The organism is Azospirillum oryzae (assembly GCF_900177515.1).
Lineage (GTDB): Bacteria > Pseudomonadota > Alphaproteobacteria > Azospirillales > Azospirillaceae > Azospirillum > Azospirillum oryzae_A.
Genome location: NZ_FXAK01000001.1, coordinates 637,512 through 652,325, shown reverse-complemented (window position 1 = coordinate 652,325; position 14,814 = coordinate 637,512). Strand labels below are relative to the sequence as shown.

10 protein-coding genes are annotated in these 14,814 nt (G+C 69.8%); 1 reads left to right on the top strand and 9 read right to left on the bottom strand.

What is annotated here, in order from left to right:
• Window positions 1–125: 125 nt before the first annotated feature.
• The 8 genes from B9N97_RS03050 to B9N97_RS03015 all read right to left on the bottom strand — a co-directional run bounded on the left by B9N97_RS03050 (window position 126) and on the right by B9N97_RS03015 (window position 12,563).
• The gene (locus B9N97_RS03050; protein ID WP_085083145.1) at window positions 126–773 is read right to left on the bottom strand and encodes a response regulator transcription factor; all 648 of its coding nucleotides are present in this window, start codon (window positions 771–773) and stop codon (window positions 126–128) included.
• On the bottom strand, window positions 773–2,284 hold the full coding sequence (locus tag B9N97_RS03045) for a response regulator (protein ID WP_085083143.1): 1,512 nt from the start codon (window positions 2,282–2,284) through the stop codon (window positions 773–775). The genes B9N97_RS03050 and B9N97_RS03045 overlap by 1 nt, the downstream gene beginning before the upstream one ends.
• Window positions 2,281–7,326: an AAA family ATPase gene (locus B9N97_RS03040; protein ID WP_085083141.1), complete on the bottom strand. Its 5,046-nt coding sequence runs from the start codon at window positions 7,324–7,326 to the stop codon at window positions 2,281–2,283. Before B9N97_RS03040 ends, B9N97_RS03045 begins: the two co-directional genes overlap by 4 nt.
• Before the next feature lie 115 nt (window positions 7,327–7,441).
• Window positions 7,442–8,395: an AraC family transcriptional regulator gene (locus B9N97_RS03035; protein WP_085083139.1), complete on the bottom strand. Its 954-nt coding sequence runs from the start codon at window positions 8,393–8,395 to the stop codon at window positions 7,442–7,444.
• Between the two features lie 216 nt (window positions 8,396–8,611).
• Window positions 8,612–9,418 (bottom strand): alpha/beta fold hydrolase, encoded by an 807-nt coding sequence (locus B9N97_RS03030; RefSeq protein ID WP_167393174.1) that lies wholly within the window; start codon window positions 9,416–9,418, stop codon window positions 8,612–8,614.
• 161 nt (window positions 9,419–9,579) lie between these two features.
• Entirely contained in the window at window positions 9,580–9,909 is a 330-nt protein-coding gene (locus B9N97_RS03025; RefSeq protein ID WP_085083332.1) for an HPF/RaiA family ribosome-associated protein, read from the bottom strand.
• A gap of 215 nt (window positions 9,910–10,124) precedes the next feature.
• Window positions 10,125–11,174 carry a YeiH family protein gene (locus B9N97_RS03020; protein WP_432264181.1) on the bottom strand — a complete coding sequence of 350 codons (1,050 nt, stop codon included), beginning with the start codon at window positions 11,172–11,174 and terminating at the stop codon, window positions 10,125–10,127.
• 186 nt (window positions 11,175–11,360) lie between these two features.
• On the bottom strand, window positions 11,361–12,563 hold the full coding sequence (locus B9N97_RS03015; RefSeq protein ID WP_085083133.1) for an ATP-dependent DNA helicase: 1,203 nt from the start codon (window positions 12,561–12,563) through the stop codon (window positions 11,361–11,363).
• A gap of 129 nt (window positions 12,564–12,692) precedes the next feature.
• On the opposite strand from B9N97_RS03015, the gene B9N97_RS03010 reads away from it, so the two are divergent.
• Entirely contained in the window at window positions 12,693–13,667 is a 975-nt protein-coding gene (locus B9N97_RS03010) for an MBL fold metallo-hydrolase (RefSeq protein WP_085083330.1), read from the top strand.
• Between the two features lie 6 nt (window positions 13,668–13,673).
• Here B9N97_RS03010 and B9N97_RS03005 read toward each other — a convergent pair whose 3' ends face one another.
• Window positions 13,674–14,660, bottom strand: coding sequence for an aldo/keto reductase (locus B9N97_RS03005; RefSeq protein WP_085083131.1), 987 nt, complete (start codon window positions 14,658–14,660; stop codon window positions 13,674–13,676).
• Window positions 14,661–14,814: the final 154 nt, after the last annotated feature.

Genomic DNA, 14,814 nt, shown 5'->3' with positions numbered 1-14,814 from the left:
CGGCCTGCCTGCATTCTTCATCGTTGCAGGAGGGGGCGGCGCATTGGGAGGATTCCGTCGTCCGACACCGCCCCGTCCATCCGCCAGCATACCGATACGCCAATAGTAATATTTCTATCGGCTTATTAACTCCGCCCGCCCGCAGTCGCGGTCAGTCCGTCGATCATGCGCACCAGTTCGACGACGGAGCGGGCCTCCATCTTGCGCATGGCCTGCCCGCGATGCAGCTTCACCGTCGCCTCGCTGAGACCGAGATCGTCGGCGATCTGCTTGTTGCGTAGGCCGGACACCACCATCAGCGTGATCTCGCGTTCGCGCGCGGTCAGGGTTTCGAAGCGGGCGCGCTGCGTGCTCATGCCGCGCTCCCGGCAGCGGCACTCGCCATGGGCGGCGATGGCGGCGTGGATGGCGTCCAGCAGTTCCTGGTGATGGACGGGCTTGGTCAGGAACTCGAAGGCCCCCGCCTTCATCGCGCGCACCGACATCGGCACGTCGGCATGGCCGCTGATGAAGATCACCGGCAGGCTGTTGCCCGACCGCGCAAGCTCCGCCTGGAAATCCAGGCCGCTGCGCCCCGGCAGCCGCACGTCCAGCACCATGCAGCCGACGTCGATGGCCGGAGCCTGATCGACATACTGCTGCACCGAGCCGTAGCTCCTCACCTGCAGCCCGACGGAATCGAGCAGCCCCTCCAGCGCTTCGCGGACGGCTTCGTCGTCGTCGATGATGACGACGGTCTCGGCCGCCGCCACGGTTTCCGCCTTCCTCCCCATCACTTGCCTCCGGGCGATACGGGCAGCACGAATTCGAACACGCTTCCGCCGGACGCGCCGGGCGTCGCGGTCAGCCGTCCGCCATGCAGCTCGACGATCGACCGGCTGATCGACAGGCCCATGCCCAGCCCGTCGGGCTTGGTGGTGTACAGCGCGCGGAAGATCGCGTCGACATCGGTGTCGCCGAGGCCCGGCCCGCTGTCCTCCACCCGGACGCGGAACCAGCCGTCGGCGCTGCCGGTGACGATGCGCAGGCGCCGTTCGGGCAGATCCTCCGCCGACATCGCCTCGATGGCGTTCATCACCAGATTGAGGACCAGCTGCTGCAACTGCACCCGGTCGCCATGGACCCAGGGCGGTTCGGCCTGCAGGTCGGTTTCCACGGTGACCCGGGCGCGGCGCAGCTCCGCCCGCACCAGCTCCAGCGTGTCGGCGACCAGCGCGCTGATGTCGACCCAGCCGGGATCGGCCGGAGTGCGGCGGGCCAGCGCGCGGATGCTGCGGACGACGTCGCCGGCCCGCTGGGCGTCGCGCACGATCCGTTCCACCACCACGCGGGTCTTGTCGAGGTCGGGCTGCGGTTGCGACAGGTGCTGCAGACAGGTGCCGGCATTGGTGACGATGGCCATCAGCGGTTGGTTGACCTCATGCGCCACCGCGGCGGCCAGCTCGCCCATCATGGTGAGCCGGCCGATATGGGCAAGGTCGGCCTGGGCCGTCCGCAGCGCCTCGGCGATCCGGCGGCGCTGCGTCAGGTCGCGGAACACCAGGATCGAGCCGACCGGTTCGTTGCGGTCGTCGATGATGGCGGAACATCGCTCCTCGACGACGATTCCGGCCGGCTCCCCGCCGCCGCGGGGAAGCAGCCTGGACTGGCGTTCCGGCGGGGCGAAATCGCCGCTGCGCAGGACGACGGCGGAGAAATCCTCCAGCGGCTCCAGCGTTTCCTCGTCCACCGCGACGAAGACGGCGGACAGCGGCTGCCCGGCGGCTTCCGCGGCGGTCCAGCCGGTCATCGTCTCCGCCGCCCGGTTCATGAAATCGACAAGGCCGTCGCGGTTGCTCAGGATGACGCCGTCGCGGATGCTGGCGAGCGTGGCGGCATAGCGCCGCTCGCTGAGCCGCAGCTTGGTGTCGCTGGCATGCTTGTACAGCGCCATCTGGATGACGGTGCGCATCTGCGGCTCTTCGAAGGGCTTCAGCAGATAGCCGAAGGGCTCCGTCAGGCTGGCGCGATGCACCACCTCGTCATTGGCGTAGGCGGTCAGGAAGACGATGGGTATCCGGTGGGCATCGCGGATCCGGCGCGCCGCCTCGATCCCGTCCATCTCCCCTTCCAGCCGGATGTCCATCAGGACAAGGTCGGGCTGCTGGCTGCACGCCTGCCGGACGGCATCCTCGCCGCTGGCCGACATGCCGACCACCACATGACCCATGCGGGAGAGTTGATGCTGAATATCGCGTGCAACGATGCGGTCGTCTTCGACGATCAGGATGCGTGCCGCGATCATTCACTTCCCCGATTGCGCCCCTTCAAAGGAAAGGTGACGATGAATTCCGCGCCTGTGTTGGAGCTGTATTTCAGAGTTCCGTGCAACTGACTGCTCAAGTCCGATACAAGCTGGAAGCCCACCGAGTCCATCCTATCGGGATCGCAACCTTCGGGCAAGCCCACGCCGTCGTCCCGAACGGATAGCCGGCAGTCCCGGCCGTCCGTCGTCAGCACCACGCGCAGCACCCCGCCCCGCCCGCCCGGATAGGCATGCTTCAGCGCGTTGGAGACCAACTCGTTGACGATCAGCCCGCAGGGCACCGCGCGGTCGAGGTCCAGCTTCAGGTCGTCCATCTCGGTTTCCAGCCGCACCGCCCCGGCCTGGCGGGAATAGGCGCGCAGCAGATGGGCGCAGACCGACTCCAGATGTTCGCGCATCGGCACGCGGGCGAAGTTGCCGAGGCGATAGAGGCTTTCATGGACCAGCGCCATCGACCGCACGCGGTCGCGGCTGTCGGCGAACAGGGCGGCCACCGCCTTGTCCTCGATCCGGCGCGACTGGAGGTTCAGCAGGCTGGTGACGAGCTGCAGGTTGTTCTTCACCCGGTGGTGGATTTCCTTCAGCAGCGCGTCCTTCTCCTCCAGCGTCGCCGTCTCCAGCGACGCCGCCGCCTGGGCGCCCAGCAGGGTCAGCACATTGACCCGCTGCGGGGTGAAGGCATAGGTCGCCAGCGCATTCTCCAGATGCAGCAGCCCGACCACCCGGCGGCGGCGGACCAGCGGCAGGCACAGGATCGACCGCGCCTCCGTCTCGTGGAAATAGGGGTCGGCGGACAACGGGCCGGCGGCGCGGGTGTCGTCGACGATCACCGCCTCCTGGTCGCGGATGGCGCCGTGGATGATGGCATGGGGCAGCGGGAAGCGGTCGGCGTCCTCCTGCACCAGCCGGACCGACACGCCGTAAAGCCCGGTGGTCGCCTCCGCCTCCACCCGCAGGCGCTCGCCGCGGGCGAGGATCAGCAGGCCGCGGCTGGCGCCGGCATGTTCCAGCACCAGGGTCAGCAGGGTGGTGGTCAGCTGCTCCACCCCCGACTGGTCGGAGACGGCGCGCAGCGTCTCCAGCAGGGAGGCCAGATCGACGCCGTCGAAGCCGCGCGGCGCCTCCGGCACCGCCGCCTCGCCCGGCTCCAGGGCAAGCGACGGATAGCGCTGGGCAAGCTGCCGCACCTTGGCCGTCGCCCCCCAGCGGCCATAGCGGTCCGCCGCCTCGCGGATGCAGGCCAGCTCCAGCGTCGGCAACCCCATGCGGCGGTAGAAAGCCGCGGCGCATTCCTGGGCCAGCGCCTCCACATGCGGCAGCGCGGTGCGGCGGGCGGCCTGGACCGCAAGGTCATATCCGCGCATGGCGTCCTCGGTGCGCCCCTGGGTGCGGGCCGCCTCCGCCACCACCAATGCCAGGCGCGCGTCGAAGCTGTCGGGGCTGTGGCCGGCCCATTCGCGCAGCTGGCCCAGATGGCGGGACAGCGCGACGTTGTGACGGGCGCGCTCCTCCGGTTCCGCCCCATCCATTGCGCCTGCCCTGGCGAGGGCGGCATGGAAATGGAACTCCGCCATCTCCCAATGGCCGGACGTGGTCCACAGCAGCCCTTCGGCCCGCTCGGCCGCTACGACCGCCGCCGCCATCTCGCCGGCGATGCAGCGGAGCTGCAGCGTGCGGATCCAGTGCCAGCAGGTGGCGATGTCCAGGCTGGGGTTGGCCAGAAGCCGCGCCTCGAAGGCGGCGTTGTCGAAGCCCGTCCCGTCGAAGGAACCCAATGCGTCCGTCCGCCCGCGCAGGGCGCGCACGAATTGCAGCTGCGTGGTCAGGATGTCGGTGCACAGCCCGAACTTCACCTGCCGCACATAGGCGAGCCGCGCCTCCGCCGTGCGCTGCACCGTCGCCAGCGGATCGCCCGACGCCAGCATGCTGGTGACCAGCGTCACGCTGGTGAAGCCGCCATAGGTGACGTCGCCGGACTCCCGCGCCTCCTCGAACGCGCGCAGAAGCAGGGGGCGCTCGCTGCGGATGTCGCGGGTCCAGGGCACGACATGATAGGCGAAGGTCATCAGCACCCGCGCCCGGTAGCGGTTCCGCCCCTGCCGCTCCGCCAGATCGTAGCCGAGCCGGCCGAACGCGTAGCCGGCGGCGTAATCACCGAAGTAGGGCCCGGCCATCATGCCGAGATAGGCGAATCCCAGGGCGGAGGCGTCGCTGCGCCCGTGCCGGAGCGTCAGGTTCGCCATCCGGCACAGGATCAGGCAGACTAGGTTGCGGTCGCTGAAGAAGGCGGGCGGCAGCGCCGCGGCCAGCACGTCCATGGTCGCCCGGCTGTCCGGGTCGCTCACCGCCGGTAGCCCCGCCAGCGAGGCGACGGGCCGCCCGCCGATGGCCGCGCGCAGGGCCGCATATTCCTCCTGCGCCAGGGCTGCCGGCGGATGGGCCGGCCAGTCGATCCCGGCGCCGCGCAGATAGGCGAGGCAGGCGTCGATGGCGCGGTCGCTGCGGTCGATGGCGGTGTAGACGGTGACCAGCAGCGCGGTGATGGCGGCGCGGTCGACCGGACATTCGGCCCGCCCGACCAGACCCTGAAGCCGCAGCTCCGCCCGCCGCAGGTCGCCGCTCAGGAACTCGCACTCGGCCTGGAGATGCTCCAGCGCGAAGGCCAGCCGGTTCCGCCGCTCCCACTGGCCGCCCTCCAGCAGGCGCAACCCCGCCAGGGCATAGGCCAGCGCGGAGCCGTGGGCGCTGGCCGCCTTGGCCTGATGCCCGGCGGCGAGGTGCAGCGTCGCCACCTCCTCCCGCTCGCGCCCGTCCTGGATCAGGGAGAGGCAGCGGTCATACTGGCCGACCAGGGCGAACAGCCGCTCCCCCGACAGGTCGGCTTTGAATCCGCGGTGCAGGGCGCGGGCGATGTCGAGATGCAGCCTGCCGCGCCCCTCCGCCGGCACCAGGGCATAGGCCCCCTCCTGCACCCGGTCATGGAGGAAGCGATAGCCGTCGTCGGTCCTCAGGATCAGCCCTTCGGCCAAAACCGGCTCCAGGTCCCGTCCGGTCTCCGCCTCCGTCAGGCCGGCGGCCAGCGCCAGGGTGGCCAGCGGCGCGCCGGCGCCGAGTGCGGCGAGCCGGGCCAGCAGGTCGCGCGCCGGGGCGGGAAAGGCGCCCAGCCGCTCGGTCATCAGCGTGGCGATGCCGGCGCCCGACCGTGCCGTCTCCACCGCCGCCGGGTCCCAGTCCCAGCGCCGGGCCTCGCGGTCGAACCACAGCCGGCCGGAGCGCTCCAGCGCGGTCAGCAGCTGGACGGCGAAGAAGGCGTTGCCGCCGGTCCGCTCCTCCAGCAATGCGGCCAGACCCGTCACCTCCTCCGGCTTGCGGTCCAGGCTGTCGGCGACCATCCGGCGCAGATCGTCGGAGGACAGCGGCCCCAGCGCGATCTCGCAAAAGTCGATTTCCGCACCTGCCGGTTCGGACGCCGAGCCCCTGATCCGCTCCAGCAGGGCGCTCAGCGGATGGTCGGCCCCCACCTCGTCGCTGCGGTAGGCGCCGACCAGCAGCAGATGGCCGATGCCGCCGTCGGCGACCAGCCGGTTCAGCAGGTCCAGCGTCGCCCGGTCCAGCCATTGCAGATCGTCGAGGAACAGCACCAGCGGATGGTCGGCGCGGGCGAACAGCTGGAGCACCCGGCGGAACAGCAGGTCGAAGCGGTTCTGCGCCTCCTGCGGCGGCAGCGGCGGCACCGCCGGCTGTTCGCCGACCAGCAGGGCGAGGTTGGGGATCAGCGCGGTCATCAGCGCGCCGCCGTCGCCCACCGCCTCCGCCAGTCCGCGGCACCACTGGTCGCGGTGGGGGACCGGCAGCGCCAGGATGCGGGTGACCAGCCCGCGAAAGGCTTCCGCAAGGCTGGCATAGGGCAGGTCGCGGCGGCCCTGGTCGAACTTGCCGGCGGCGAACAGGCCGCGCGGCGGCACCAGCTGCTCCTCCAGCGCATGGACGACCGCCGACTTCCCCACGCCCGACCGGCCGGAAATCAGGACGATCCCCATCCGGCCGCGGCCGGCGACGCGGTCGAAGGCGGCCTGGAGGGCGGCGACCGGCTCCTCCCGCCCATAGAGCGACGGCGGCGGCTCCAGCCCCTCCGGCAGGTCGCGCCGGCCGGGCGCGAAGGCGGGAATGCCGCCTTGCGCGTCCCACAGCCGAAGGGCATCGGCGAGGTCGCGGCCGAGGCCGTCGGCGCTCTGGTAGCGCTCCTCCGCCGTCTTGGCGAGAAGCCGCAACAGGATGTCGCCGATGGCCGGCGGCAGGTCGGGGGCGTGGCTGGCCGGCGGGATCGGCGCGCGGGCGAGATGGCTGTGCACCCACTCGATCGGGTCGCGGGCGGTGAAGGGCAGCTCCCCGGTGAACAGCTCGTAGAGCGTGACGCCCAGCGCATAGAGGTCGCTGCGGCGGTCGACCGGCCGGTTCATCCGCCCCGACTGTTCCGGCGCCATATAGGGCAGCAGCGCCGCCGGCCGCTCGATCTCCTGGCGCTGCGGGTCCGACAGGTCGGCGGCGCGGCCGAAACCGGTCAGGCGCACCGCTCCGTCCTCCGCCACCAGCAGGTTGAAGGGGCGCAGATCGCCGTGCAGAAGCCCGCGGCGGTGCAGCTGCGCCACCGCCCCGGCGATGCGGATCGCCAGGGCCAGCCGCTGGCGGAAGGTTTCGGCGGACAGCGACGGCGTTGAGACCGCCAGCGCCGACAGCGGCTGCCCGCCGGGATCGGCAAGCGTCAGCACCGGCACGGCGCCGTGGCGCAGCAGGTCGAGCGGCTTGACCGCCCAGGCCGGGTCGAGCCGCCGCGACAGCTCATGCTCCCGCCGGAACCGGGCGAGCACCGCATCGGCCGGCGCAGCGGCATCGGCCATCCGCGCCAGGATGGGAAAGGGTTGCCCCGGCCGCGTCACCCGCAGCAGCCGCGTCTCTCCGTCGCCGCCCAGCGCGTGGGTCCCGGATCCCGCCTCCGTCAGATGGTCCAGACTGGACTCCATGAACCGGCCTTTCCCCAGCGCAGCATCGGTAACATCCCCCTCTCCCGCCCCGGGAGAGGGCGTTTATCACAATGTGCGATAACCCGCCTCCAGGGGGAGAGGGAATCATTTCGCTTCAAAGGGAAAGTTCGGCCGGCGCACAGGGCGATCCGCCCACCGGCATCGGCCTGTCGGCCCCCACGTTGCGCCGCCGCCAGCTGCGCGGCGAAATGCCGACCAGCCGGCTGAAGGTGCGGGTGAAATGGCTCTGGTCGGCGAAACCGCAGGCCAGCGCCACGTCGGCCAGCGTCTGCGACCCGTCGCGCATCAGCGTCTTGGCATGGTCGATCCGCTGGTGCAGCAACCACTGGTAGGGCGTGGTGTTGGCGGTGCGGCGGAAGGCGCGGACGAAATGCCCCACCGACAGCCGGCATTCGGCGGCAAGGTCGGCCAGCCGGATGTCGCCGTCCAGATTGGCGGCGATCATCTCCTTCACCCGCCGTTCCTGCCAGGGCGCCAGCGTGCCTCCCGGCTTGGGTTCGCTGACCCGGCCATAGGCGGTGACGATGTGGGTCGCCAGCGCCGAGCAGACATGGTCCACATACAGCAGGCTGATCCGCTCCGGAAACTCCAGCGTCGGCAGGATGGCCGATGCCAGCGCCCGCACCGTCGGATCGTTCATCGGCGTGCTGGGCGGGATCGACAGGTCGGCCAGCCGACCGCCGCGGGAGTCGGAACAGGCGGCCTCCAGCGCCGCGCGGGGCAGATGGAAGGTCAGCGTGTCGAAGGCCGTGTGCATGTGACAGTCGATCTTGCGGCGGTAATCGTGGATCGAGGTCAGCCCGGTGATGTCGGCGGGCTTGTCCACCAGCCGGCCGTCGACCCAGACGTCGGACTGGAAGTTGGAGAGGTGATGGCTGACCAGGAACGCGTCTTCCGATGCCGGACTGAAATGGCCGACGCCGGCGGACGCGCAGCGGATGCGCGAAACCCCGACCATGCCGCCGCCCGATCCGACGACCAGCACCTCCGGCTCGTCCGGCGTCGGAACATAGTGCAGATGCAGATTGGTCTGATGGGCCGAGGCCATGTCCGTCTCCCCTGGGTTCGCTTGCGGCCCGCCGCCTCCGTCTTCCGGAAGACCGCCCGCCCGACTTGCCCACACAGGGTAAACGCGACCATATGCCGCGAACCACTAGACGCAGATTAAACCTGCCAGTGTTTAGGTCGAACCACCCTAGACCTTGGTTTAGGTTCTGAATGTTCGACGTAAGATTTCTGTAACGCGATCACTAAATTAGCAAATTCAGGAGAGATGGCGGGCAAGCGCGGCGATCACCGTATCGGGAGCCGACAGGTGGGGCAGATGGCCCGACGCGTCGAGGATCTCCAGCACGCTGCCCGCCAGATGGTCGCGCAGAAACTCCGCCGCCTCCAGGGTCACCGCGGCATCCTCACGGGACTGCAGGATGACGGCAGGTACCGTGACACCGCCCAGGCGATTGCGCAGATCGCTGCGCAGCACGGTCAGCAGCAGCGACAGCGCCATGTCCGGACGCATCGCCCGCATGCTGGCGACGAATTCCCGCACCGTCGGATCCTCCGCCGGGCGGGAGACGACCATCTGCCCGAACCGGGCCGTCCACTGCATGTAGTCCTGGGTCGCGCTGTCGATCAGTCCGTCGATGTCGACGCCGTCGAACCCGCCGCGATAGTCGCCGACATTGGCGTAGCAGGCCGACGCCCCCAGCAGGATGAGCTTGCGGAACTGGTAAGGCGACCTGATCGCGGCCAGCGCCGCCACCATCCCCGCCACCGAATGGCCGACGCACACGCAATGCTCGATTCTGAGCGCGTCGAGGACGGACGTCAGGTCGCGGGCATAGGCGTCCAGCGAGCCATAGCGGACATGATCGAAGTGGGACTGGTTTCCGGGCCCGATGCCGGCCAGATCCAGCAGCACGATGCGATGATCGCCCCGGAACGCCTGCACCACATGGCGCCAGGCCGACTGTTCGGTGGCGAAGCCGGGGATCAGGACCAGCGTCTCCGCCCCCGACCCGACCACGCGGACATTGTGGCGTTCCAGAACCGAAGAGCCGCTTTCGATCATTTCAGGCTCCCTATGATGCACACTGGTTGACGCAACCATAGTGTGCAGTGCGGTCGCAAGCGGGATCGGCCGGCCCGAAGGCGGAAATGCAGTGCGCCCGCCCGGAGGGACCGGACGGGCGCGGGTGTCGGTTCAGACTGGGAAACCGGAGAAGCCGGCCTTCACTCGCCGCGCTGCTTTTCGGCAAAGCGCTCCAGCGAGCGGCGGGCGGCGTCGAAGGCGTCGCGGATGGCGGCATCGGCGCTCTCATGGGCATGGCTGCCGGACTTGTCGCTGTGCACGACCAACTCGTCTCCGGGAACGGTCAGCGCGACCTGGACGGTGAAATGCTTGCCCTGATGCTGGTGGCGGTGCGGCACCTCGAAGACCACGCGCTTGGCCATGATGCCGCCGAAGAAGCGGTCGAGCTTGTCGGCATGTTCGCGGATCAGATGCTCCAGGGCGGGAGAGGGGTCGATGTTGCGGAAGGCGATCTGCACCGGTTGACGCATGACCATACTCCTTGTTCTGCGCGGGGGAGTGCGGCACCTGCAAGGCGCCTCCCCCCGCGGGGCCCGCCCCGCTGCCCGGCCGGTTGGTTTGGGGGCCGGCAGGAGGGGTTGGTGATCTCAGGATCGCACAGCGGCGGAATTCCGCATTAATCTGTATCAATGCGCTCCCTGGTTGCCGGATGTAGACTCCCGCCCGTTTTGGAGCCGGACCGGCATCAGGCCAGCCCGATCAGCCGGATCAGCGTCAGGCTGATGGCGCCCAGCACCAGCAGGGAGAGGATCACCGCCGCCGTGACCCGGCCGCCGGCACGCGCCACCGTCCGCACATCGACCCCCAGCCCCAGCGCCGCCATCGACACCACCGTCAGCAGGGTCGCCGCATGCTCCATCGCCGGCAGGGCGGCATGGGGAATGACTCCCAGCGAACGCAGGACGATCATCGCCAGGAAGCCCTGGATGAACCACGGCACCAGATGGTGGACCGGCGGATAGGCCCGGCGCGGACGCTCCGCCATGTCGGCGCCGGCGCCGGCCCCCTCGCCGCCCAGCCGGGGCGCCAGCAGCGACAGCAGCAGGCAGACCGGCCCCAGCATCAGCACCCGCACCAGCTTCACCAGCGTGCCGACCTGCACCGCCGTGGCGCCCAGCGGCGCGGCGGCGGCGATCACCTGCGGCACGGCATAGACGGTCAGCCCGGCCAGCGCGCCATACTGCACGCCGCTCAATTGCAGCCCGATGCCCAGCAGCGGCAGGCCGAGCACGACGGCGACGCCCAGCACGGCGGTGAAGGCGATGGAGGCGGCGACGTCGTCGCTGTGCGCGTCGATCACCGGCGCCACCGCGGCGATGGCCGAGTTGCCGCAGATGGCGTTGCCGCAGGCCACCAGCACCGCCATGCGCACCGGCAGGCCGAGCAGCCGCCCGATGCCGAAGCCGGCCAGCAGCGCCATCGCCACCACCGCCGCGATGCCCAGCAGCAGAGCCGGCCCCGCCGACAGGATGGTGGCGGCGCTGACCGACGCGCCGAGCAGGACGACCGCCACCTCCAGCAGGATCTTGGCGGAAAAGCCGATGCCGGGATGCCAGCGCGCGGACGGCGTCCAGGCGGTGCGGATCACGGTGCCGATCAGGATCGCCAGGACCAGCGCCTCGATCCAGGCCTGACCGAACAGCGCCGCCTCGGCCGATGCCGCAGCGAAGGCCAGAGCGGTGACGGCAACGCACAGGGCAAGGCCGGGCAGAAGGCCGCCGACGCGGGAAAGCACGGGGCGTCCCCGCATCGCTCTGGCCGGCACCGCCTTAGCCGGTGCCGCAGTGTTATGAACCATTGGATGGATCTCCGGAAGCGGTCTGGAGCGGAAAATACCGTCTCGACACGTAAAATATGGCCGCCGCGTTCGATCACATCCAACGCAAAGAAGTGATGCGTTCGATAAACTGGATTTATTGGTTCAGGCCGGCAGGCAGTCGTCGAACTCGGGAACCTGCCACGGCCCGCCGAGATCGGCGTTGCGCAGCAGAAGCACCAGCTCCTCGCGCGAGCGGGTGACGGCGGTGTAGAGCCAGCGCCAGCGGTGCTCGCGGAAGGCGGCCGAATCGTCGACCACGGTGACCGACGGAAATTCCGACCCCTGCGAGGCGTGGCAGGTGATCAGCCACGCCCAATCGTAAAGCTGGATGTCCTTGCCCACCCGCGGCTGCACCATCCCGTCGGTGTAATGGGCCTGGAACATCCATGGATGGACGATCAGCCTGCCGCGCGACCGCACCTCGTCCTCCATCTGCACGCCCAGCGACCACAGGCCGGCCTCGCGGCCCTGCCCTTCGGCGGCCGGGCGGGTCAGCGCGCCGATCATGCCGTTGTACAGCCCCTCGTCCTTCTGGTTGCGCCGGCAGATGACCCGCTCCCCCGCCTGCGGCATCACGGAGTCGTGGCCCAGCAGCTTGCGCATCCGCTTGGTGTAGGTGGTGCGGACGCGGTGGGTGCCGCAGATCGCCTGCGCCGAGGTCCGCATCACCAGCGACTGGGTGCGGTGTTCCAGCGGCAGCACATGCACCTTGCCGACCGATCCGAAGCGGCGCGGCATCTCCTGCCGCCGCAGCAGGTGGGCCAGCCGGATCACCGGGCTTTCGCGGGCGGTGCGGTGCGGCTCGGTCAGGCGGAAATCCGGTTCGCCGCTGGTGAACAGCCCCTGGCCGGAGACCGGCGGCAGCTGGTAATCGTCGGCGATGACCAGGATCTTCTTGCCCGTCCGCATCAGGTCGCGCGCCAGATCGTCGCCGATCATCGACCCCTCGTCGCAGACGATCAGGTCGGCGTCGGCCACCGGCCCGTCGCTGCGGCGGGCGAAGAACAGCTCGCCGGTGTCGCCGTCCTTGCGCGGGGCGTAGAGCAGCGAATGCAGCGTCGCCGCCCCCTCGATCCCCTTCTGGCGCAGCACCTGGGCCGCCTTGCCGGTGGGGGCGCCGACCACGTATTCGGTCAGCCGGCGGCGTTCCAGCAGATGCTCCAGCGCGAAGGCGGTGGTCTTGGTCTTGCCGGTCCCGGCCTCCCCGGCCAGCCAGAAGACCTGCTGGGCGGCATCGTCCTTGTACCAGGCGTCGATCGCCTGGATGGCGCGATGCTGCTCGTCGGTCGGGGTGTCGGACTGCATTGGATCGAACCGGGATCAAACCATGAATGAAGACGGTACAGTAGCGCGAGCACACATCGCCGGTCCATAGAACTTCGCCGCGGCGATACCATCTCCTCCGGGACCATGGACACAAAGGATCCGATGCGCATGCGTAATCCCTATTGGCAGGGTCCCGCCACGTCGAATTTCGACGGGCTGCGCTTCTTCAATCCGGGCGAGCCGGAGACCGACCGCAGCCTGCGCCAGCTTCTCCGCTGGCAATGGGGGCGGAAGGCGGCGAAATGGCCGCGGCAGGTGCCGGTGGCGCCGGTGATGCCGGCCCGCTACGTCGATGGGCTGCGCGTGACGGTGGTCGGCCATGTGACCACCCTGATCCAGGCCGCCGGCTTGAACGTCCTGACCGATCCGGTCTGGTCCGACCGCGCCAGCCCGGTCCGCTTCGCCGGGCCGAGGCGGGTGACGGCGCCGGCCATCCGTTTCCACGACCTGCCGAAGATCGACGCGGTTCTGCTGTCGCACAACCATTACGACCATCTGGATGTGGCGACCCTGAAACGCCTGCACCGGCGCGACGCGCCGCTGATGGTCACGCCGCTCGGCAACGACACCATCCTGCGCAAGCATATCCCGGATGTGCGGACGGCGGCGGGCGACTGGTGGAGCCGGTTCGATCTGGGTGGGCAAGCGGAGGTCCACATCGTGCCGGCCAACCACTGGTCGTCGCGCACCGGGCGTGACCGCCGGATGGCGCTGTGGGGCGGCTTCGTCCTGCGCACTCCGGCCGGTTCGGTCTATTTCGCCGGCGACACCGGCTATGGCACCGGCGCCGCCTTCCGCGCCATCGGCGAGCGCCTGGGGGCCTGCGACCTGGCGCTGATCCCCATCGGCGCCTACGATCCGCGCTGGTTCATGTCCGCCCAGCATTGCGACCCGGAGGAGGCGGTGCGGATCATGCTGGACGTCGGGGCGAAGAAGGCCGTCGGCATCCATTGGGGCACCTTCTCCCTGACCGACGAGGCGCGGGAGGAGCCGCCGCAGCGGCTGCACACGGCGCTGGCCGCCCACGGCATCGCCCCCGCCCGTTTCGAAGCCGGCCATCCCGGAACCGTGGTGGAGGGCTGAGGCTCCTTAAGCCGGCGTCGGCGCCTGTTCCGGCAGGACGCCGGACGCCTTCAGCTCCCGCCAGAAATCGCCGGGGATCGGCTGGCCCATCAGTTCCACATTCTCCCGCACCCGCGCCGGATTCTTGGTGCCGGGAATGACCGAGGCGACGACCGGATGCGCGGCGCAGAACTGCAGGGCGGCGGCGCGCAGATCGACGCCGTGGCGCTTGGCGATCTCCGCCAGCCGGTCGCGCGCCGCCACCTTGTCGGATGGGGCCTCCTGATACTCGAAGGTCTTGCCCCCGGCGATCAGGCCGGAATTGTAGGGGCCGCCGACCACCACATGCACGCCGCGCTCGCCGCAGCGCGGGAACAGTTCGTCCAGCGCCGGCTGGTTCAGCAGGCTGTAGCGCCCGGCCAGCAGGAAGACGTCCGGGTCCGCCCGCTCCAGCGCCATCACGCAGGGCTCCACCCGGTTGACGCCCAGGCCCCAGGCGCGGATCACCCCTTCCTCGCGCAGCTGGGTCAGGGCGACGGCGGCGCCCTTCATTGCGGTGTCGAACACCTCCAGCCAGCGGTCGCCATGCGCATCCTCGGCGCAATCGTGGATATAGGCGATGTCGATGCGGGCCATGCCCAGCCGCTGCAGACTGTCCTCGATGGACCGCCGCACGCCGTCGGCGGTGTAGTCGTAATCGACGCGGAAGGGCAGTCCCTTGACGAAGGGGCCATGCTGGCCGCCCTTGCTGGAATCGGCGCGCAGCAGGCGGCCGACCTTGGTCGACAGCACGAACTCGTCGCGCGGACGGTTGCGCAGGACATGGCCGAAGCGATGCTCCGAAATGCCGGGGCCATATTCGGGTGCCGTGTCGAAATAGCGGATGCCGGCGTCCCAGGCGGCGTCGAGCGTCGCCTCGGCCTTCTCGTCCGACACCTCCTCGAACATGTTGCCAAGCGGCGCGCCGCCGAAGCCGAGCGGGCCGGGCGGGGCGAAATGCTTATTGTTGGACATGGGAATACCTTTCAGTCTCTGACGCCTGATCGTTGCACCCGGTCAACACCGTGCTTCGCCGGGCCGTTCCGGTTCCATACGGCCAGTGCCGACCGTCCAGCCGGCGCTTGATTGCCATTCCGGCCATGCCCAGCTTGCTACGCGAAACGGACGG

Bases quoted from the DNA above. Each gene is read 5' to 3' on its own strand.
- B9N97_RS03005 (WP_085083131.1), bottom strand. From the start codon at position 14,660: ATGTCCAACAATAAGCATTTCGCCCCGCCCGGCCCGCTCGGCTTCGGC.
- B9N97_RS03050 (WP_085083145.1), bottom strand. From the start codon at position 773: ATGGGGAGGAAGGCGGAAACCGTGGCGGCGGCCGAGACCGTCGTCATC.
- B9N97_RS03040 (WP_085083141.1), bottom strand. From the start codon at position 7,326: ATGGAGTCCAGTCTGGACCATCTGACGGAGGCGGGATCCGGGACCCAC.
- B9N97_RS03025 (WP_085083332.1), bottom strand. From the start codon at position 9,909: ATGCGTCAACCGGTGCAGATCGCCTTCCGCAACATCGACCCCTCTCCC.
- B9N97_RS03045 (WP_085083143.1), bottom strand. From the start codon at position 2,284: ATGATCGCGGCACGCATCCTGATCGTCGAAGACGACCGCATCGTTGCA.
- B9N97_RS03015 (WP_085083133.1), bottom strand. From the start codon at position 12,563: ATGCAGTCCGACACCCCGACCGACGAGCAGCATCGCGCCATCCAGGCG.
- B9N97_RS03035 (WP_085083139.1), bottom strand. From the start codon at position 8,395: ATGGCCTCGGCCCATCAGACCAATCTGCATCTGCACTATGTTCCGACG.
- B9N97_RS03030 (WP_167393174.1), bottom strand. From the start codon at position 9,418: ATGATCGAAAGCGGCTCTTCGGTTCTGGAACGCCACAATGTCCGCGTG.
- B9N97_RS03010 (WP_085083330.1), top strand. From the start codon at position 12,693: ATGCGTAATCCCTATTGGCAGGGTCCCGCCACGTCGAATTTCGACGGG.